The organism is Microbaculum marinum, assembly GCF_037855135.1.
GTDB classification, from domain to species: domain Bacteria; phylum Pseudomonadota; class Alphaproteobacteria; order Rhizobiales; family Tepidamorphaceae; genus Microbaculum; species Microbaculum marinum.
Genome location: NZ_JAZHOF010000002.1, coordinates 466664 through 486498, shown reverse-complemented (window position 1 = coordinate 486498; position 19835 = coordinate 466664). Strand labels below are relative to the sequence as shown.

The 19835-nt window shown below is 67.9% G+C and carries 14 protein-coding genes; 8 read left to right on the top strand and 6 right to left on the bottom strand.

All coding sequences use genetic code 11. The annotated features are described in order from the left end of the window. Window positions 1-3: 3 nt before the first annotated feature. On the bottom strand, window positions 4-1797 hold the full coding sequence (locus V3328_RS05810) for an acyl-CoA dehydrogenase C-terminal domain-containing protein (RefSeq protein WP_340328669.1): 1794 nt from the start codon (window positions 1795-1797) through the stop codon (window positions 4-6). Window positions 1798-1827: 30 nt separating this feature from the next. Continuing rightward, the gene (locus V3328_RS05805; RefSeq protein WP_340328668.1) at window positions 1828-2313 is read right to left on the bottom strand and encodes a MerR family transcriptional regulator; all 486 of its coding nucleotides are present in this window, start codon (window positions 2311-2313) and stop codon (window positions 1828-1830) included. A gap of 287 nt (window positions 2314-2600) precedes the next feature. Here V3328_RS05805 and V3328_RS05800 point away from each other — a divergent pair, with 287 nt between their 5' ends. The 5 genes from V3328_RS05800 (at window position 2601) to V3328_RS05780 (ending at window position 9812) form a co-directional block, all read left to right on the top strand. Then, complete coding sequence (locus tag V3328_RS05800) at window positions 2601-6278, top strand: peptidoglycan-binding protein (protein ID WP_340328667.1); 3678 nt, start codon at window positions 2601-2603, stop codon at window positions 6276-6278. Between the two features lie 159 nt (window positions 6279-6437). Next, window positions 6438-7301, top strand: a complete 864-nt coding sequence (locus V3328_RS05795) for a DUF2189 domain-containing protein (RefSeq protein ID WP_340328666.1) — start codon at window positions 6438-6440, stop codon at window positions 7299-7301. A gap of 294 nt (window positions 7302-7595) precedes the next feature. Beyond that, window positions 7596-8525, top strand: coding sequence for a sulfite exporter TauE/SafE family protein (locus V3328_RS05790; RefSeq protein ID WP_340328889.1), 930 nt, complete (start codon window positions 7596-7598; stop codon window positions 8523-8525). Beyond that, on the top strand, window positions 8522-9292 hold the full coding sequence (locus tag V3328_RS05785) for a TIGR02186 family protein (protein WP_340328665.1): 771 nt from the start codon (window positions 8522-8524) through the stop codon (window positions 9290-9292). The genes V3328_RS05790 and V3328_RS05785 overlap by 4 nt, the downstream gene beginning before the upstream one ends. 34 nt (window positions 9293-9326) lie before the next feature. Next, window positions 9327-9812 carry a DUF3429 domain-containing protein gene (locus V3328_RS05780; protein WP_340328664.1) on the top strand — a complete coding sequence of 162 codons (486 nt, stop codon included), beginning with the start codon at window positions 9327-9329 and terminating at the stop codon, window positions 9810-9812. A 33-nt stretch (window positions 9813-9845) separates the two neighbouring features. Here V3328_RS05780 and V3328_RS05775 read toward each other — a convergent pair whose 3' ends face one another. After that, window positions 9846-11084, bottom strand: a complete 1239-nt coding sequence (locus V3328_RS05775) for an MFS transporter (protein ID WP_340328663.1) — start codon at window positions 11082-11084, stop codon at window positions 9846-9848. A 197-nt stretch (window positions 11085-11281) separates the two neighbouring features. On the opposite strand from V3328_RS05775, the gene V3328_RS05770 reads away from it, so the two are divergent. Then, a complete protein-coding gene (locus V3328_RS05770) occupies window positions 11282-12535 on the top strand; it encodes an ArsB/NhaD family transporter (protein ID WP_340328662.1) in 1254 nt (417 codons plus the stop codon). Between the two features lie 15 nt (window positions 12536-12550). On the opposite strand, the gene pdeM is transcribed toward V3328_RS05770, so the two are convergent. Then, complete coding sequence (gene pdeM / locus V3328_RS05765; RefSeq protein ID WP_340328888.1) at window positions 12551-13225, bottom strand: ligase-associated DNA damage response endonuclease PdeM; 675 nt, start codon at window positions 13223-13225, stop codon at window positions 12551-12553. Window positions 13226-13443: 218 nt separating this feature from the next. Here pdeM and V3328_RS05760 point away from each other — a divergent pair, with 218 nt between their 5' ends. Further along, window positions 13444-13644 (top strand): hypothetical protein, encoded by a 201-nt coding sequence (locus tag V3328_RS05760; protein ID WP_340328661.1) that lies wholly within the window; start codon window positions 13444-13446, stop codon window positions 13642-13644. A 10-nt stretch (window positions 13645-13654) separates the two neighbouring features. On the opposite strand, the gene V3328_RS05755 is transcribed toward V3328_RS05760, so the two are convergent. Then, on the bottom strand, window positions 13655-16780 hold the full coding sequence (locus tag V3328_RS05755; RefSeq protein ID WP_340328659.1) for an efflux RND transporter permease subunit: 3126 nt from the start codon (window positions 16778-16780) through the stop codon (window positions 13655-13657). Next, a complete protein-coding gene (locus tag V3328_RS05750) occupies window positions 16773-18143 on the bottom strand; it encodes an efflux RND transporter periplasmic adaptor subunit (RefSeq protein WP_340328658.1) in 1371 nt (456 codons plus the stop codon). Before V3328_RS05750 ends, V3328_RS05755 begins: the two co-directional genes overlap by 8 nt. 390 nt (window positions 18144-18533) lie before the next feature. On the opposite strand from V3328_RS05750, the gene argE reads away from it, so the two are divergent. Further along, window positions 18534-19673, top strand: coding sequence for an acetylornithine deacetylase (gene argE / locus V3328_RS05745; RefSeq protein ID WP_340328887.1), 1140 nt, complete (start codon window positions 18534-18536; stop codon window positions 19671-19673). Window positions 19674-19835 lie beyond the last annotated feature (162 nt).

The following is a 19835-nucleotide window of genomic DNA, read 5'->3' as shown; positions in this document are numbered from 1 at the left end:
CCCTCAGAACGATTCGGCGTCGAGCGCCATCAGCGAATCCGCGCCGGACGTTATCCGCGCCAGATGCGCCTGCGCCTCCGGCATGACGCGTTCCATGTAGTAGCGGCCTGTCTTGAGCTTTGTCTCGTGGAACGAGGCGTTCTCCGCGCCGCCGTCGAGCGCCGCAAGCGAGGCCCTGGCCATCTGCGCCCACATGTAGCCCAGCGCGACGAGGCCCATCAGATGCATGTAGTCCGTCGATCCGGCCCCGGCATTGTCCGGCTTGGCCATGGCGTTCTGCATGAACCACATGGTCGCCTGCTGCAGCGCATCGAGACCGGACTTGAGCGGGCCGACATAGGGCGCCATCGCCTCGTCGTCCTTGTGCTCCGAGACGAACTCGCCGACCTCCTTGAACCACGCCATGACGGCACGGCCGCCGTTGGCCGCGAGCTTGCGGCCGACGAGGTCGAGCGCCTGGATCCCGTTGGCGCCCTCGTAGATCATCGCGATCCGTGCATCGCGGACGAACTGTTCCATGCCCCATTCGGCGATGTAGCCGTGCCCGCCGTAGACCTGCTGGGCGGCGACCGTGTTCTGGAAGCCGGTATCGGTCAGAACGCCCTTGATGACCGGCGTCATCAGGCCCATCAGGTCCTCTGCCGCCTGCCGCTCGGCCTGGTCCGAGCCGCGGTGCGAGACGTCGCCCTTGATCGCCGTCCACAGGACGAGCGCGCGGGCCGCCTCGTTGAACGCCTTCATGTTCATCAGCATCCGGCGCACGTCGGGATGGACGATGATCGGGTCGGCCGGCTTGTCGGGAGCCTTGGGCCCGGTGAGAGAACGCCCCTGCAGCCGGTCCCTGGCGTAGGTGACGGCGTTCTGGTAGGCGACTTCCGACTGCGACAGGCCCTGGATGCCGACGCCGAGCCGGGCCTCGTTCATCATCGTGAACATCGCCCGGAGCCCCTTGTCGGCCTCGCCGACCAGCCACCCCTGGGCGCCGTCGTAGTTCATGACGCAGGTGGCATTGCCGTGGATGCCCATCTTTTCTTCCAGCGCACCGCAGCCCAGCGCATTGCGCTCGCCCAGGCCGCCGTCCGGAGTGGGCAGCACCTTCGGCACCACGAACAGCGAAATTCCCTTGGTGCCCTCCGGCGCGCCCTCGATCCGGGCCAGCACCAGGTGGATGATGTTGTCGGAGAGGTCGTGTTCGCCGGCCGAGATGAAGATCTTGGTGCCGGTGATCGCGTAGGACCCGTCGCCGTTCGGCACGGCCCTGGTCTTCAGCAGGCCGAGGTCCGTGCCGCAGTGCGGCTCGGTCAGGTTCATCGTGCCGAGCCATTCGCCGGAGACGAGTTTGGGCAGGTAGAGCGCCTTCTGCTCGTCGCTGCCGTGGATGGTCAGCGCGGCGATCGCGCCCTGGGTCAGGCCGGGATACATGCCGAAGGCGATGTTGGCGGAGGCGACGAACTCGTTCATCGCCGCCGACAGAGTGTGCGGCAGGCCCTGGCCGCCATATTTGGGATCGGCCGAAAGCCCGACCCAGCCGCCGTCGGCGAACTGCCGGTAGGCGTCCTTGAAGCCGGGCGGCGTGGTGACGCTTCCGTCGTCGTGGCGGGTGCAGCCCTCGGTGTCGCCGACGCGGTTCAGCGGCTGCAGCACCTCCTCGCAGAGGCGTCCGCCCTCCTCGAGAATCGCCTTGACCACGTCCGGTGTCGCATCGGCGAAGCCGGGAATGTTGTTGTAGCGCTCGATGCCCAGGACATCGTTGAGCAGGAAAAGCACGTCCTCGACGGGCGCCTTGTAGGTCGGCATGGCCTCACTCCCGAATAGGTTCTCGCCGCATTACGCGCCGCGGCGTTCGCGCTCCTTCAGCATTCCCGACACCACCTCGCGCGCCCGCTTCAGGTCGGCGAGTGCCTGGTCGATGTCGTCTCGCTGGGCCGTCAGAAAGCCAATCTGCTGGTCGAACTTGCCCAGCGCGACGCGCAGCTGGGTGACCTGTCCGTCCTTCAGGTCGTACAGGTCGAGCATCTCGGAGATCTCGGCGAGCGAGAAACCGACCTTCTTGCCGAGTAGGATCAGCTTCAGCCGGGCGCGGTCGCGGCGCGAATACAGGCGCTTCGTGCCGATGCGGCGCGGATTGAGAAGGCCCTTGTCTTCGTAGAAGCGGATGGTGCGCAGCGTGACGTCGAATTCGCGCGACAGATCGCCGATCGTGAACGCCGACTGCCGTGGCGAACCGGCGCCCGAATCGCCGCCGTCATCTACGGTGGAATGACCCCCGTCACCGGACTTCGATCGCCGTGGGGCGATGCCCTCTGCTGTCATCGAAACGACTCCTGTTCGTCCCGATCTAGTTAGATGACGCTTACGTAAACGTCAAGCCAGCCGGCCCGCTCGGGCCTGCATCCACGGCGATGCACCTGCGACGCCCCCCTCAAGCCCCGAAGGCGACGACGCCGACATGCCTTTAACCCCCTGTTTACCGTAATGCGAAAAATATCGTTCGGGGCACGGTGCCCGGACGGTGCTTCGGCCGGACGGTTTGCAACGCCTGACCCCGAACCTGCACCCGCCCCTCCCGGGCGACTGACGGAGCGGACCGGTATAGTAGCATGGCAACTCGCGGCACCCGAACACCTGCAGCCGACCAGGATCTTGCGGCGGATGCCCGAGAGGCCGCCCGACGCGCCGGGACGTCGCTGAGCGAATGGCTGGACGCAGTCCTCGAGCGCCGGGCCGACATAACCCCCTCGCCCGAATATTCCGCCTCGCGGGCTCGGCCGGCGCTGGCCGACGATCACCGCGCCCGGACTGGGCCGCCGGCCCGCGACCAGCGTCTGGAGGCGCCCCACGACGATCGCTTCCCGGGTGCGCAGGATCGCGGCGCCACGGCCGAATCCATCGAGCGACGCCTCGGTCGGCTGGTAGGGTCGCTTGGCTCGAATACTCCGGTACGGCGTGAAGACGCGCCCGAGGCGATGCGCGATATCGCCAGCCGCCTGGCGGAACTTCGCGAACCGGTTGCCGATGCGGTTGCCGATCGGCGATCGACCCGCGACACCGTCCGCCAGCTCGAGGAACGACTTCAGGCAATTGCGCGCCGCATGGATGCAAGCCGGATGGAGTCCGGCACCGGGCGCCCCGACCTTGCCGTCGACCGCCAGGGTATCGGCCTGAGGCCGGGTTCGGGCGACGCCGACCGAAGTGCGCCCGGACCCTCGTTTGCTTCGGCCCGGCCGTCGCAGGCGGCCTTCGCAGCGGACGAGGGCCTGACGCGCGCTCGCCGCTCGCCCGCGCCGATGAGCGGACTGAAGGAAGCCATCGCCGAGGTCGCCGCGCGACAGAGGACGCTGGAAGGCGAGTTCGAGCGCGCCGTAGGTACCTATGCCGACCGGATCGATCATCGCGTGGACGCCATGACGGAGCGGCTGGAACAGCGCCTGGACGAGACCTTTCCCCGGTCTGCTCCGCGCGACCTCGCCGACGAGATCCGCCGCGCCAGTGCGCCCGTCGAATCGGCTGCCCCTACCCCCACCATCGGCGACCTGCTGGCGGTCGTCGGCGAACTGGCCAGCCGTATCGAAGCGATCCCGGGCCGTCTCGGCGACGATTTCGCCGAAAGGCTGGAAGACACCGTTCGCCGGCTCGATACGGCGACGCGATCGGAGATCGATTCGATCCGCGCGGAACTGCGCGAGATGGCGCAGGATATCGATCGCAACATGCGGGCTGACCTGGATGCGATGCGCCAGGAGATCGCCCGGCTGGCCGATCACGTCGCCGGCGCCCCGTCCCTGTCGATCGAGGTCGAGGCGAAGATCGAGGACATCGCCGCCCGCCTCGATACGGCCGCGCGCAGCGAGTTCGGCGCGCTGCGTGACGAGATCCGCCTCCTGGCCGAACAGCTGGAGCGCTCCGAGCGCGACGAATTCGACGCGCTTCGCGGCGACCTGCGCGAACTCGGCGAGCGCCTGTCGCAGGAGTTCGCCGAAACGGTGACGCGTGGCCTGGACGATCTCGATCTGGTCGACATCGAGGCGATCCGCACCGAGATGCGCTGGCTGGCGGGCCAGCTCGAAAGCGCCCGCCGCGACGACTTTGAATCGCTTCGCCAGGAAATGCATCTGCTGGGCGAACGGATGTCCGATGCGCCCTCCACGAGAATCGGCGAGCTCGAAAGTCGCCTGGTGATCCTGACCGAGCAGCTCGCCGCGGCGGCCCGGGACGGCGACGCCGAAACCCTGGCCCAGCTCGACCGCAAGATCTCGGAACTGGCCGAGAACGTCGACGCATCGTCGCGGAGCATGGCCGGCATCGGCGGTCTTGAGAAGACCGTCGGCGACCTATTCGAACGGATCGAGGAGAGCCGTCTCGATGCGCTCGAAGCCGCCCGCGAAGCGGCAAGGGAAGCCGTGGAACGAGCGGCCGCGTCGCTGTCCTCCGGCGGCGCCTCCGACATCCACGCCGTGCACGAAACGCTGAAGACGATCGTCGATCGACTGGAAGACCTCGAGCACGAGGTGGACGATGCCGCGGACCACGACAGGCGCGACGGCGCGCGCGGCACGGGTGCGCAGGATGGCGCGGCGGTGGAGCCCGCAGAGCCGCTGCACGGGACCGATGATGATCTGCCGACCGAAGCGGCGGCGGACAGCGCCGCCCCCGACATCGATCCCGACGATCTCGTCGGACGGATCGATGCCGTCGCTAAGACGTTCAGCACGGCCGATTCCGCGGTTTCGGTTGAGGACGACGTACCGCTCCTGCCCGGCACCCGCCATCCAAGGCCCGCGCGGGACAGCGCCGCATCGTATCGTTCCGAACCGCAGCTTCACGCAAAGCCCGCCGGACCCGAGGACACGCCAGCCCCTTCGGCAATCCTCGACGCTCCGGCAGGCGATCAATCCGATTTCGTCGCTGCTGCCCGCCGCGCTGCCCGCGCCGCACGCGCGGCGGCCGTCGAGCGCACCGACGGCAGGCGCAGCGGCGAGAGGAAACCCGGTTCGCGATTGAAGGTGCTGCGCGGCGAGGTCGAGTATCGGCGGGCGCTGCCGATCGCGGCCGCGCTGGTGCTCTTCATCTTCGGCGCGTTCCAGATTGCCACGTACGTGAAAACCGATCCGGACATTGCCGCCGGGGGCAGTGGCCAGACGGAGAGGATGGTCGCCGACGACGCCAAGGCGGCAGGCGGTCGCGTCGCCGGCGCCGCCGGACATGTCGATACGCAAACCACCGGATCGACACAGGGCAGAGGCACCGCTTCGAAACCGGTCCGTACCGTCGAGAAATCCGGTCCGGACCATGGCGAGGCGACCGGCTCGATCACCCAGTCGGCTCCGGCGGAATCGGCTTCGGTTCCTGCCGGGCAGACCGCTCCGGACGCCGACGTCGCTACTGCGCCCTCCGAGCCGTCGTCCGGACCCGCCGACGACGCCCCGATTCCCGCCAATCTGCTGCCGGACCCGTTGCGGGCGGCGGCCGAGGCCGACGATCCGGCGGCGCAGTTCGAGATCGCGGTGCGTTACATGGACGGCCGCGGACTGCCGCAGAGCGACGCAATGGCGGCCGACTGGTATCGCAAGGCCGCCTCGCAAGGCCTGGCGCCGGCGCAGTACAGGCTCGGCAGCCTCTACGAGAAGGGCCAGGGCGTCGACCGCGATATCTCCATGGCACGGATGTGGTATCAGCGCGCCGCCGAGCAGGGCAACCGCAACGCCATGCACAATCTCGCCGTCCTGTACGCCGACGGCATCGACGGCGCGCCCGACTACGAGAAGGCGGCGACCTGGTTCCGCAAGGCGGCCGAATACGGCCTGGCCGACAGCCAGTTCAACCTCGCCGTCCTGTATGCGCGCGGACTTGGGGTCGAAGCCGATCTCGCCGCGTCGTACCGCTGGTTCGCGATCGCCGCCATCCAGGGCGACTCGGAGGCGCTTCAGAAGCGCGACGAGGTCGGCCGCAGTCTCGACGAGGCGACGCTGGCAAAGGCGCGGGCCGCCGCCGAGGCCTGGCAGGCCCGGCCACCCGAGGCCGGCGCCAATTCGGTTCCCGAACCGCAGGGCGGCTGGGGCGATCCCGCGCCGAAGCAGCAAACCCTCATCACCCGGGAGATGATCGTCGCCGCCCAATCGCTGCTGAACGATCTGGGCTACGCCGCCGGACCGCCCGACGGCCAGATCGGGCCGCGCACCCGCGATGCCGTCCGCGCCTTCCAGCGCAGCGTCGGCCTGCCCGACACGGGCGACATCTCGCCGGATCTGATCGACCAGCTCGGCGGCGCCGCGGGATAGGCCTCCGCCCCGGCAGGCACCCCGCCTGCAGGCGACAATCGTCGCCTGACCGTGTATGCTGGACCGATGTGCAGGTCGCGACGTCGACGTGACCGGCGCCGGCAACGACGCACCGCGTCACGAAAGCCTCGCGACCGTCCACGGGATGGATACGGAGGCATGACCATGACAATCCGCAATCCTGTCGAATGGGCCGCCGGCCAGGTCCGGACCGGCGCCAGGAGCGTCGCGGGCGGCGTCGACCTCGCCCACCTGATCGGAGATCCGCGCGCACAGGTTCTCGCCGTTCGAAAGATCGGTTTCGCGGATCTGAAGGAGGCGGTGGCGGAAGGCATCGACGATTTTCTTGCGATGCCGACACATATGATGTTCCTCGCCATGATCTATCCGCTGGCCGGTATATTCTTCGCCCGCCTGATGTTCGGCTACGACATGCTGCCGCTGCTGTATCCGTTCGCCGCGGGCTTCCCGCTGGTCGGTCCCTTCCTGGCCATCGGTCTTTACGAGATGAGCCGCCGCCGCGAACGCGGCGAGGACGTCACCTGGCGCGACGCGTTCGGAGTCCTGCAGTCCCCGTCGCTCGCCGCCATCGGTGCGCTCGGATTGCTGCTGATGATCCTGTTCCTGACCTGGCTCGTCATCGCGCTGTGGCTCTATCAGTCGCTGTTCGGAACGACTCCGCCGGAAACGGCAGGCGCGTTCGTCAAGGACGTTCTGACCACTCCCGAAGGCTGGACCCTCATACTCGCCGGCAACGGCATCGGCTTCGTCTTCGCGGTGATCGTGCTGTCGGTCAGCGTCGTGTCGTTCCCGCTGCTGCTCGACCGCGACGTCGGCGCTGCGATCGCGGTGAAGACCTCGGTCGGCGCGGTACTGCGCAACCCGCTGACGATGGCCGTGTGGGGCGTCTTCGTTGCCGGGACGCTGCTGATCGGCTCGTTGCCGCTGTTCGTCGGTCTGGCGATCGTGGTGCCGGTGCTCGCACACTCCACCTGGCATCTCTACCGCAGGATCGTCGCCTGACAGGCCTCGTGGCCGCTCCGGTATTCAGCGGATCCGGCACGAGGCCTCTCCGCAATTCCCGCGGTGAATTGCAGCATCGCCCGGGTGTCCCGAACCTGGTGCGATCCCGCGCCAAACGGCCCGCCTCGTCAGGGACTGTTAGGACCTGCGTGCGAAAATCGCGGAATGTTGACGCTGCGTGCTCCGGCAGATTGACAAGGCCGGCGCGGTGGCCGTTAACAGGCCACGCCCCGTTCGCCCCCGGGCAGTGGCACCGCATTCGTTTTCCGGTCCGCCGGACGCACAGGCCGAGTGATGGAGATCTACCTGCCCATCGCCGAGATCGCCGTGAACATGCTCATGTTGCTGGGCATGGGGGCGGCGGTCGGCTTTCTGTCGGGAATGTTCGGCGTCGGCGGCGGCTTCCTGCTCACCCCGCTCCTCATCTTCTCCGGCATTCCCCCGGCCGTGGCAGTGGCGACGCAGACCGGACAGATCGTCGCCTCCTCGGTGTCCGGCGCCCTCGCGCACTGGCGGCGCAAGTCGATCGACGTCACCCTTGGAGTGATCCTGATTGCCGGCGGCCTGATCGGTGCGGCGCTCGGCATCGTGCTGTTCCGGGTGCTGCAGGGGATCGGCCAGCTCGACCTGATCATCTCGCTCCTGTACGTCTTCTTCCTCGGCGGCGTCGGCAGCCTGATGCTGCTGGAAAGCGGCCGCGCCCTGTTCCGCCGCCGCATGGGCCGGCCGGTGGCGAGCCGGCGGCCGGGCCAGCACACCTGGCTGCACCGCCTGCCCGTCAAGATGCGCTTCAAGCGATCGAAGCTCTACATCAGCGTCCTGCCGGTTGCCGGCCTCGGCGCGCTGACCGGCCTGCTCGTCGCCATCATGGGCGTCGGCGGCGGCTTCATCATGGTGCCGGCGATGATCTATCTGCTGCGCGTCCCGACCAACGTCGTCATCGGCACGTCCCTGTTCCAGATCATCTTCGTCACCGCCTTCGCCGCGGTGCTCCATGCGGTTTCCACACAGTCGATCGATTCCGTGCTGGCGCTGATCCTGATGATCGGCGGCGTGATGGGCGCCCAGTTCGGCGTGCAGGCGGGGGTGAAGCTGCGCGGCGAGCAGCTTCGTCTGCTGCTGGCGCTGCTGGTGCTGGCGGTGTGCGGCCGCGTTCTCTACGGACTGGTCGCGACGCCTGAGGACTTCTATGTTCTGACCACCATGTCGGGGCACGCGGAATGATGCGCGCCGTCGCAGCCTTGGTGTTCTGCCTGGCGTCCTTTACGGCGCTCCCGGCGGCGCGGGCGGAATCCGTCATCGCCGCCCTGTCCGAAAAGGTCGTGGAGATCCGGTCCAACTTCGTGGGGACGGAAATCGTCCTGTTCGGATCGGTCGAGCGGGACGGCGAGACGGTCGGCCGGGCGCACGGCTACGACGTCGTCGTCGTCATCGAGGGGCCCCGCCGCGACATCGTCGTCTGGCGCAAGGAGCGTGTCGCAGGCATCTGGGTCAACGGCGCCGGCATCGAGTACCGCAACGCCCCCTCCTACTACGCCGTCCTGTCGAACCGGCCGCTGGAGGAGATCGCCGGCCCGGTGGTGCTCAGGCGCAAGGGGATCGGTCGCGACTATCTCCCGCTGGAGGCGGCGAGCGAGGAGTCCGAAGAGACGGTGGCTGTGTTCCGCGATGCGCTGCTGCGCCGCAAGGAGGCCCAGTCGCTCTACTTTTCCCACCACGACGCCGTCGACATGCTGACGCCGAGCCTGTTCATGGCGCATATCCCGTTGCCCGCCAACATCCGTACCGGCGGATACCGGGCGCAGGTGCACGTCTTCGGCGACGGTGCGCTGCTGGCCACCTCCAGGGTCGGCTTCTGGGTCATCAAGACGGGCTTCGAGGCGGCGGTATATGATCTCGCCCACCGCCAGCCGCTGGTCTACGGTCTGGCGACCGTCGCAATGGCCTTCGGTGTCGGCTGGCTCGGCAGCGTGATGTTCAGGCGCAACTGATGCCCGGCGCGACCACCTCCCAGGGAGATGTCCTATGACCGTGATGTCCGATCGCCCGGTCGACAGCGAGCGTGCGCCACTTGCCGCGACCGTCATCGGCTGGGCCGGCGTGATTCCCTTCGTCGTCGGCGCCGTCGGGCCGATGGTGATCGGCGACCTCGGCACGGCCGCCTTCATCGCCTTCGCCACCAGCGTGTACGGCGCCCTGGTGCTGTCGTTCCTCGGCGGCATCCGCTGGGGCATGGCGATGAGCCCGCTCTACGGCTCCGCCCGCACGCACGGCTTCGTCCTGAGCATCGTGCCGCCGATTGCCGCATGGGCGGCGCTGATCCTGTCCGGCTTCGAAGGTCAGGCGGTGCTGATCGCGGCCTTCGTCCTGCAGGCCTGGCTCGACGTGAAGGCCGTCGGGGAAGGCCGCGCACCGCTGTGGTTCGCACCGCTCAGGGTGCGTCTGACCGCCGCCGCGATCGTGGCGCTGCTGGTCACGGCGGTGGTCGAGATGGCGGTGATATCGGTGTGACCGCGCCTCGTCCGGGGGGCGACCTGGCTCGCTTCAGGTCGAACGGGCCGGCTGCAGTCTTGGCGCGCCGGCGGCTTTGTGGGGCGCCGTTTCCGGCATCAGGAGCGCGAACAGGGTGGCCCCGAGGACTGCGACGCCGGCAAGGAAGATGAAGGCTGCCGAATAGCCGCCGACCTGCGCGATCCAGCCGGCAACCAGGTTGCTGAGCGACGCGCCGACGCCGATCAGCGTCGCGATCGCTCCCTGGGCCGCGTTGAAGCGGCCGGTGCCGCGGGTGACATCGGCAAGAATCAGCAGGAACAGTATTCCGAATATGCCGTTCGCCACGCCGTCCAGCCCCTGCACCGCCACGAGGAAGTAGGCGTTGTCGGACAGCGTATAGAGCAGGCCGCGGATCGGCAGGATCGCAAAGGCAAACAGGAACAGCGGCTTGCGGCCCCAGCTATCGGCCTTGGCGCCACACAGGATCGCCATCGGGATCATCAGGAGCTGAGCGGCGACCACACAGGCCGCGGTGAAGGCAATCCCTTCGTTCGTGCCACTGCCGATGGACAGCTTCTGGCCGACCAGCGGCAACATGGCGGCGTTTGCGAAATGGAACATCACGACAGTGAGCGCGAAGACGATCAGGCGCCGGTCGGCGAGCAGGGTGATGATGCCTGCGGCCTGGTCGTCGCCGTCGGGTTCCTTCGTCAGGCCGCCCCGCGCCGTGTCGTGATCGATGGTCCTGCCATCGATCAGGGCGATGCTGACGACCATGCAGGCTGACATCGCGACGATCAGCCAGAACACGCCTTCGGTGACCCACCACAAGGCCAGCGCCGCGCCGGCAGCCGCGCCAAAGACGTTGCCGGCATGGTTCCAGGCCTGGTTGGCGCTGGTCTGTTCGGTGAACCGCTCGGGACCGACGATGCCGAGCGTGATGGCGGCGATGCCGGGGCCGAGATAAGCGGCAGCCAGGCCGACGAGGATCTGTGCGCTGTAGACGATCCAGACAGGATCTTCGGTGACGATGACAAGCGCCGTTCCTGCGCCGACGGCGACGGCGCAGACGGCGAGGATCAGTTTCTTCCATCTGGTCGCGTCGATGATCGCGCCGGCCGGGGTCTGGACGATGACCGTGGTGATCGATCCCACCGCGAGCGCCAGGCCGATCGCCCCGGGAGACCAGTGATAGGCGGACAGCAGGTAGATCGCCAGGTACGGGCCGATGCCAGCCACTACGTCGCCGGCGAAGAAATTGGTGCCCAGGAGCGGTTTGTTCAGCGCCATGGTTTGTTCGCCCCCGCTGCCCCGGCAGCGCTCCTCCCCCTGCAGGAATGTGGTGGATGATAGAAACCCGCTACCTTAGGGTAAACCCTCGCAGCAATCGATTCGAGACAGCCGATGGGGAGTATTTTTTGTAGTTTCTCAATATTATGTTTTAGTGAATTCAATTTACATGTCGCTCCTCGGCGCGGAATTCACGATTGATTTTCTCCGTAAGCTTAGCCGTCTCTTGCGCGATATTTTTCCTCATAGCCATTCGGCAATGGCTGCCGGAGACGGTTCGGATTTGGCACATTATGACTGCAGGTGCGGCAGTTCTACTTGTGGCCGGGGAAATTTCACCTTTGTCAGCCGCATCAGCCGTCGACTGGAACGTCATTGCGTATCTGTTCGGCGTTTTCTCGATCGGCTCGGCGCTCTACGATGCCGGAATCTCGCATGCCATCGGCAATCGCATCACCAATACCGACCGGCCGGAACTCTCCTTCCTGATCTTCATATTGGCGACGGCCGTGTGCGCGGCGGTTCTGACCAATGATGCCGCGGCTGTCATCGGAACCCCGATCGCCCTCATGCTCGCCCGCGCCCTGAAGTGGTCGCCCACCGTCCTGCTCGTGACATTGTGTGCCACGGTGACCGTCGGCAGCATGGTCAGTCCGGTCGGCAATCCACAGAACATCCTGATCGCCACATCGGGCGACATCGGCAATCCGATCGGCACATTCGTCTGGTGGCTCGCCGTCCCGACACTGGCCTCGCTGGCATTCGTCTATGCCTGGATGAGCCGGCTGGTGAACCGGTCGGCGCCGGCTGCCGGATCGATACCAAACGAGCTACCGCCGCCCTCTTCGGATCCGCGCACCTGGCCCACCTATCTCGCCACGGTCCTGCTTGTCGTCCTGATCGGCGCGGACAGCGCGCTGCAGGCGAGTGGCTCGGCACACATCGTGCCGTTCGGCGCCGCCAGCCTCGTCGCCTGCGCCCCCGTCTTCCTGTTCTCGAACCGGCGGTTCCGGATCTTCCGGGAGGTAGACTGGGCAACGCTTGTCTTCTTCGTGTCCATGTTCGTCGTCACCGGTTCGCTGCTGGCGTCGGGGTCCCTGCAGGCCCTGCTCGGATCGCTGCAGGAGCGGCTCGACGAGCCGACGATCACCGCGGTCCTCAGCTTCTGGGCGAGCCAGCTGTTCTCCAACGTGCCGGTCGTCGACATCTATCTGAAGCTGCTGCAGGGCGGCGAGGCGGCGAACCTGATGATGCTGGCCGGCATCTCGACGCTGGCCGGCAACCTGTTCATCATCAGCGCGGCGAGCAATGTCATCGTCGTGCAGCAGGCCGAGAAATTCGGCCAGGTGCCGTTCAATTTCTGGCAGTTCACGCTGCTGGTCCTGCCGGTCACCGCGGTCTCGGTGGCGCTCACCTACGGCTGGATCGTGTGGCTGGCGGCGATGCGTTAGCCGCTGCCCGGCGCCTCAGTCCGGCAGCAGCTTGCGGCCGGGAATCGGATAGACCGCACGTCCGATCATCCAGGCTGCCAGCGCCTCGTGCGCGAACAGTCCCGCATATGCATCGTCGAGAACGTTCAGGCCGCCGGTGAAGGCTCCGAAGGCCGGCATCACCAGACGCCTTCCGTCGCCTGCGAAGCAGCGCCGCCGCACGCCGCGGCCCCTGAGACGAACCTTTGCGGCGGGATGCAGATGGCCGGCGATCTCCCCGTCGGGCGAACGCGGATCGGGTTCGTGGCGCAGCACCAGGCCGCCGACCGCCAGTTCGTCGTACCAGTCGCCCGCGACGTTGTCGGGCCGGGCCGGATCGTGGTTGCCGGCGATCCACAGCCAGTCGCAGCGCCGCTGCATCTCGCCGAGGGCCCGCCGGTAGGGCTCCGGCAGGCGGCCGCCTGCCCGCACGTCATGGAAGCTGTCGCCGAGGCAGACCACCGTTCGCGGCGCCAGGCGCCCGACCACCGCCGCCAGCCGGGCGAGCGTCGCCGCCGTATCGTAGGGCGGCAGCAGCGCGCCGCGCCCGGCGATGGAGGAGCCCTTCTCCAGATGCAGGTCGGCGACGATCAGCATCGATTCCTCCGGCCACCAGATCGCGCCGGACGTGTCGGGCTGCAGCACGGCGCCGGCGATCCGGATGGCCGCCATGTGCCGGTCCGCCGAGGGATCACGCGTCACCGCCACCGAATTCACCTGCCTTCGCCTCCGGCTCGCCCAGAATCACCGCACCAGAATCATCTCACCTGCTTATGCCAGATTCGGCGGCGCCTGTTCACGTTTCGTACAAACGGCGCCGGCGCCGCTTTCGAGGGTCGAATCCCGACGCGAAGCTGGTTTATAGTCGCGCGCAACGGGAGGCGCGATTCATGAAGCTCTTGATGCCGCTCTGGCAACGTCTGATCATCACCATCGTCGTCATGGTGGCCGTCAGCTGGATAGCCGGATACATCTGGCAGGCCGTACTGGGCTTTGCATTGCCGAGCTATGTCGGCGGCCTCATCGGCGGCCTCGCCGCCCTGCCGGTCTGGGACTTCCTGAAGCGCATCCGGCCCTCGACCACGGCGTAAGCGCAGCGGCCTACTGCGCCGGCGTGACGGTCGGCCGCCGGCCCAGGCGCATGTAGGCGCCGGCCATACGGCCGACGTCGTCGCCGACACCGACGATCGCCGGCACCAGGAACAGCACGAAGAAGGTCGCGACCGCCAGGCCGAACACCAGCGTGACGGCCATCGGGATCAGGAACTGCGCCTGCAGGCTCGTCTCGAACATCAGCGGCGCCAGTCCGCCGATCGTGGTCAGCGACGTCAGCAACACCGCCCGCAGTCGGTCGCAGGAGGCGCTCACCGCCGCGTCGGCGACGGTCTCGCCCATGTCCAGGCGCTCGTCCAGCCGGCTGACCAGGATGATGGAGTCGTTGACCAGGATGCCGGACAGGCCGAGCAGCCCCATCAGCGACAGGATGGTCAGCGGCACGCCCATGACCATGTGGCCGATGACGGCGCCCGTCAGGCCGAAGGGGATGATCGCCATCACCGCAAGCGGCCGGCCATAGCTGGCGAAGACCCATGCCAGGATCAGGTAGATCGCACCCAGCGCCACGACCGCGCCGAGCTGCAGGTCGGCGAACGATTTCTCCCGCTCCTCCTCGCGGCCGGAGAACGCATAGTCGATGCCGTACTTCGAGGTCACCGCCCGTAGCGGTCCCTCGTCCAGCGCGGCCACCAGTTCGACGTTGGTCGTGACGTCCTGGTCGACGTCGGCGGTGACCGAAACCGAGGTCTGGCCGTCGATCCGCTGGATGATCGCATAGCCCTGCTTCTCCGTCAGGTCGACCACCTCGGACAATGGCACGAACTCGCCCGACGGCGCCCGCAGCGACAGGTTGCCGAGCGCCGCCAGGCCCGGCACCGCCTGGACCCTGCGCACGCGGATCGTCACTTCCTCGTCGCCGGCGGGCACGCGCCGCGCAATCGCGCCCTCGAACGCGTTGCGCACCTGCTCGCCGACCGATTCCGCGGTGAAGCCGAGGGCCGCGCCGCGCGGCGTCAGTTCCATGATGATCTCCGGCTTGCCGTATGGCAGGTCGTCGTCGACCGCCGAGACCCCCGGGTAGGCGGAAACGACATCGCGGATCTCCAGGGCGGCCCGCTTCAGCACGTCGGTCTGTGCCCCGGTCAGCCGGATGTCGATGTCGCGTCCCGGCGGTCCGCCGCGCCGTCCGCTGATCGTCACCGTCTCCAGGCCTGGAATACGTGGCACCGCCTCGCGCCAGGCGGCTATCACTTCGTTGGTCCGCACCGAGCGGACTTCGGAGGCCGTCAGTTCCGCGTCGATCTCGGCGAAGTTCATGCCGCGCGAAAAGCCGGACCGGCCGACCGACGCGTAGGTCGCGACGACCAGCTTCTCGTCGGGCGGTGCGGCCCGTCGTTCGGCCTCCGCCAGTGCGGCCTCGACCCTGGCGACGCCGGCGACCACCTCTTCCTCGGGCGTGCCGGCGGCGAAGGTGAGGCTGGCGGTGATGTTCTCGGGCTCCGCGGTCGGGAAGAACTGGAAGCCGACCCGCCCGCCGGCGATCAGGCCAAAGACGACGATCAGGCTCGCCAGCGACAGCGCCAGCGTGGTGTAGCGCCAGCGGAACGCCAGTCCGACCGCGGCCCGGAAAGGCCCGTCGCGGAACGCTGCGAAGGTCCTGTCGAAGCCGCGCCGGAAGCGCCCCGGCTCGGCGCGCATCGACGTCAGGCTGTGCCGCAGGTGCCCCGGCAGGATCAGCACGCATTCCAGCAGACTCGCCGTCAGCACCGCGATCACCACCAGCGGCAGCGCGCCCATGATCTGTCCGATCACATCCCGGACCATGGTCAGCGGGAAGAACGCGACCTGGGTCGTCAGCACCGCGGCGATCACCGGCCACATCATCTGGCCGGCGCCGCGCTCGGCCGCGCGTACCGGATCGTCGCCCATCGCGTAGCGGGTGGCGGTGTGCTCGCCGACCACGATGGCGTCGTCGACGACGATGCCGAGGCACATGATCAGCGCGAACAGCGAGATCATGTTGATCGACTGGCCGGTCACCCACATGAAGCCGAGGGTCGCCATCATCGCGACCGGGATACCTGCCGCGACCCAGAACGCGATGCGCGCGTTGAGAAACAGGAACAGCACCACCACGACGATGACGAGGCCGGAGACACCGTTCTTGACCAGCAGGTTGATGCGGTCGACGAGGCTGTCGGCCCTCACGTCGTAAACCTTGAGGTCGAGGGTGGGCGGCAGCGTCGGCCGGATCTCCTCGAGGTACTCTCGAACGATCGCGGCCGTCTCCAGCGTATCGGCAGTGGTCGACCGCTCGACCTGAAGCTCGATGGCCCGGTTGCCGCCGCTGTAGCCGATCGTCTGGTCCTTCTCGAAGGAATCATGGACGTCGGCGATCTCGCGCAGCAGCACCTTCTCGCCGGTGTCCCGCGAAACGGTCTCGATGGCGCCGATCTCCTCGGCGGTCGTCCCCTCGCCGAGCGACCGGAGCTGCTTTTCGACCGCGCCTTCGAGCGTGCCGGACGGCAGGTCGCGGGTTTCCGCGGCGATCCGCGCGGCGATGTCGGAGAGCGTCACGCCGAGACGCCGCAGTTCCCGCTCCTCCACGTCCACCCAGACCTCCGGCTTGCGGAAGCCGACGAGATCGACCTTGTCGATCCCGGCGTTCAGCAGGCCGTCGCGGATCTCCTTGGCGTAGGCCTTCAGCGCGTCCTCGGTGAACGGGCCCGAGATGGCGATGTTGGCGACCCCTTCGTACCAGACGGAACGGCGGACCACCGGCGTCTCGGATCCCTCCGGCAGGGTGGTCACGCCGGCGATCGCGGATTCGACCTCGGCGAGGGCGATCTGCATGTCAGTTCCGGCGGCGTATTCCAGGGTGATGCTCGCCGCGCCTTCGCGGGCGTAGGAGATGATCCTGTCCAGGTCGTCGAGATAGCGAAGTTCCGGCTCGACGGCGTGCAGGATGCTCTGCTCGATGTCCTCCGCGCTGGCGCCGGACCAGGCGATGGTGACGCTGATGCGCGGAATTTCCGTGGAGGGAAACAGCTGCGTGTTGAGCTTCAGGATGCCCATCACGCCGAACAGCACCAGCATCGCCATCAGAAGGTTCGATGCGTTGCGATGCCGGACGAAGAACCGGATCGGGCCGGCGGCCTCGCGCTCAGCCATCGCTGGCTGCCGCTTCGTCGGCGCTTCGGCTGGCGGTCGGCTCGCCGGACGGCGGCGGCGCCGGCTCATCGGCCTGCTCGTTCACTTTCAGACCGTCGCCTGCCTCGGTGATGCGGGTGGTGACGATGCGCTCGCCGCCCGTCAGGTCGCCGCGCACGAGGACTTCGGAGCCGTCGTATCCGACGATCTCCACCTGCCGGCCCGACAGCCGCCCGTCCTCGATCACGTACAGTCGGTCGGTCCCGTAGATCGCGGTGGCGGGAACGCGCACGACGGCCTGGTAGGACTTGTCGTCGAGCAGGATTTCGACGAAGGCACCCGGGCGCAGCAGGCCCTGGTCTTCGCTCGGTTCGATCCGCGCGTAGACGTCGACGCCGCCGCGGGCGGCCGCGATCTCCGGAGCGACGCGGACGATGCTCGCCTTGAACGACCGCGGCGTCCCGCCGACGTTCCAGCGCACCTCGACGGGGCGGTCGAGCAGCCCCTCCTCGAGCAGCCGCCCGTACTGGGCGTCGGTCAGCGCGAAGCGAACGTCGAAGGCGTTGCGGTCGTAGAGCGTGGCGATGGCGTCGTTGACGTTGAGCAGCTTGCCGACCTGCGCCGCGACGGTCCCGACATAGGCGTCGAAGGGTGCCGTCAGCACCACGTCTTCGAGGCTGCGCTCGGCCTGCCGCACCTTCCATTCCAGCCGGTCGACCTGTGCCTTCAGCTGCGCGATCTGGGCGCGGTTTATCTCCAGCGTGGCCTCGCCGGCGTCCACCGCCTGCTGGCGCTGGATGACCGTCAGCCTGCGGGTGTCGAGGGCCTGGGCGGTCATCGAACCGGTTCCCGACAGGGTCTCGGCCCGCTCCTCGTCGCGCCGGGCGATCTCCAGCTGGTCGCGCGCGCTCTGCAGCACGGTGGTTTCCATCTGCAGCCGGGTCTCGGATTCGGCAAGCCTGGCCCGGGCCTCTGCGAGATTGGCCTTGGCCTCGACGACGGCGCCCTCGTAGTTAAAGGAGTCGATTTCCACCAGCGTGTCGCCGGCATGGACGGTTCCGCCTTCGCGCAGCTCCGATCCGACGGCCACGACCTCGCCCGCGACGAGCGCGCGCAGCGATACCTGGCGGCCGGCGACGAGCGTGCCGTAGGCGACGATCCGCGGGCGGAACGAGGCGGGCTCGGCGATCCGCGTCTCGACGGTCCAGGCCCGTTCCACCGCCGGGCGGCGGGGGACCTCCGGCTTGGAGGCGACGAGGGCGTTGTAGCCGAATGCGGCGGCGCCAAGTATCGCGACCGGGATCGCCGTCTTGACGAACAGCCCTGCGACGCGACCGAGCGTCCAGGTTCTTCTCGCGCCGAGTTGTCTGTCAGGCGGCTTCACGATCAATTCTCTCCGAACTGGCCGAAATTGGTCGCCGCCCCCGGAAACCAACGCCGTATCGTATCTACGATCATCGGGGCCCCTTCGGAAGGGGCGAAAGTGTCTCAGTTTGTCGCGGAGACCAAGGCTTTCGCCGCCGCGCCGACCGTGCCCGCCCCGATGTACGCGCGTACAGTAGCGTACGCTTCTGCCGCCACCCCTGCCGCGCACGATCATCTGCAGTGTCGCACGCAACCGCCGCGGGAACGAAATCACAATCGCGCGGCAGCCGTCCAGCCAGGCAACGCGGCGCTTTGACCGCGTCCGGTTTGCCGGTAAGTATCGCCTATCGGATCGTTGCACTCACCACAGGACAATGCCTTGCCGGGACAGACCTACGCCCCGAACGAGATGATCGCTCGTCTCGTCGGCTTCGACACGACAAGCCGCAACTCGAACCTGGAGCTGATCGGGTTCGTGAAGGACTATCTGGCAAGCCACGGCGTGGAATCGTCGCTGGTCCCCAACGAGACCGGCGACAAGGCGAGCCTGTTCGCCACCATCGGTCCGAAGGACGCCGGCGGCATCGCCCTGTCGGGGCATACCGACTGCGTGCCGGTCGACGGGCAGGGCTGGTCGAGCGATCCGTTCACGGTGACCGAGAAGGACCGGCGACTGTACGGACGCGGCACCTGCGACATGAAGGGCTTCGTCGCCATCGCGCTGGCGATGGTGCCGGAGTTCCTTTCGCGGCCCTTGTCGACGCCGATCCACCTCGCGCTGTCCTACGACGAGGAGGTCGGCTGCACCGGCGTCCGGCCGATGATCGGCGAGCTCGGTGCGGCGCTGCCGAAGCCGCGCGCCGTGATCGTCGGCGAGCCGACCGAGATGGCCGTCGTCGACGCCCACAAGACCATCACCGACTATCTGACCGAGGTGACCGGCCACGAGGTCCACTCCGCCCATATCGACAAGGGCGCAAACTCGATCCTGGCGGCGGCCGAGCTGCTCGGCGAGATCGCGCGCATGCGCGACGACATGATCGCCGCCGGCGATCCGAGCGGCCGCTTCGAGCCGGCCTACACCACTGTCCATGTCGGCCAGATCTGGGGCGGAACCGCCCACAACATCGTGCCGCTGAAGTGCCGCTTCGAATGGGAGGTCCGCTCGCTGCCCGGCGTCGATCCGGACGACCTGCTGAAGCGGCTCGAGGCCTTCGGCGAGACGCATGTCCTGCCGCAGCTCCGCCGGATCGCCCCGACCACCGGCATCAGCACCGTCCGCCAGGTCGACGTGATCGGGCTGGCGCCGGATCCGGGCTCGCTGGCGGAAACGCTGGCCATGCGCTGCGCCGGCAGCAACGAGACCCGCACCGTCGCCTATGCCACCGAAGGCGGTCTGTTCCAGGCCCGCGACATCCCCACCATCGTCTGCGGCCCCGGCTCGATTTCCCAGGCGCACCAGCCCGACGAGTACATCGAGATCTCGCAGGTCGAGGCCTGCGTCGCCTTCATGCGGCGCCTGGCCGACGCGGCGCGGGCCGGGATCTGAGAGCCCGCGCGCCTTCAGAAGACACGCAGTCGGTACTGAAAAGGACCCCGCTCCCGCCGTAGCTCTCCGGTCCCGGACAATCGCCGGGCGATTTCCGGGACGACGATGGAGAGTGGTCAGGGCGCTCCGCGAGTCACGGCTGTGAGGCCGGCGGCCCCGCCT

Excerpts from the sequence above, each read along its gene's own strand:
- V3328_RS05810 (WP_340328669.1), bottom strand. The coding sequence starts at position 1,797 with ATGCCGACCTACAAGGCGCCCGTCGAGGACGTGCTTTTCCTGCTCAAC.
- V3328_RS05805 (WP_340328668.1), bottom strand. The coding sequence starts at position 2,313 with ATGACAGCAGAGGGCATCGCCCCACGGCGATCGAAGTCCGGTGACGGG.
- V3328_RS05800 (WP_340328667.1), top strand. The coding sequence starts at position 2,601 with ATGGCAACTCGCGGCACCCGAACACCTGCAGCCGACCAGGATCTTGCG.
- V3328_RS05795 (WP_340328666.1), top strand. The coding sequence starts at position 6,438 with ATGACCATGACAATCCGCAATCCTGTCGAATGGGCCGCCGGCCAGGTC.
- V3328_RS05790 (WP_340328889.1), top strand. The coding sequence starts at position 7,596 with ATGGAGATCTACCTGCCCATCGCCGAGATCGCCGTGAACATGCTCATG.
- V3328_RS05785 (WP_340328665.1), top strand. The coding sequence starts at position 8,522 with ATGATGCGCGCCGTCGCAGCCTTGGTGTTCTGCCTGGCGTCCTTTACG.
- V3328_RS05780 (WP_340328664.1), top strand. The coding sequence starts at position 9,327 with ATGACCGTGATGTCCGATCGCCCGGTCGACAGCGAGCGTGCGCCACTT.
- V3328_RS05775 (WP_340328663.1), bottom strand. The coding sequence starts at position 11,084 with ATGGCGCTGAACAAACCGCTCCTGGGCACCAATTTCTTCGCCGGCGAC.
- pdeM (WP_340328888.1), bottom strand. The coding sequence starts at position 13,225 with ATGGCGGCCATCCGGATCGCCGGCGCCGTGCTGCAGCCCGACACGTCC.
- V3328_RS05760 (WP_340328661.1), top strand. The coding sequence starts at position 13,444 with ATGAAGCTCTTGATGCCGCTCTGGCAACGTCTGATCATCACCATCGTC.
- V3328_RS05755 (WP_340328659.1), bottom strand. The coding sequence starts at position 16,780 with ATGGCTGAGCGCGAGGCCGCCGGCCCGATCCGGTTCTTCGTCCGGCAT.
- argE (WP_340328887.1), top strand. The coding sequence starts at position 18,534 with ATGATCGCTCGTCTCGTCGGCTTCGACACGACAAGCCGCAACTCGAAC.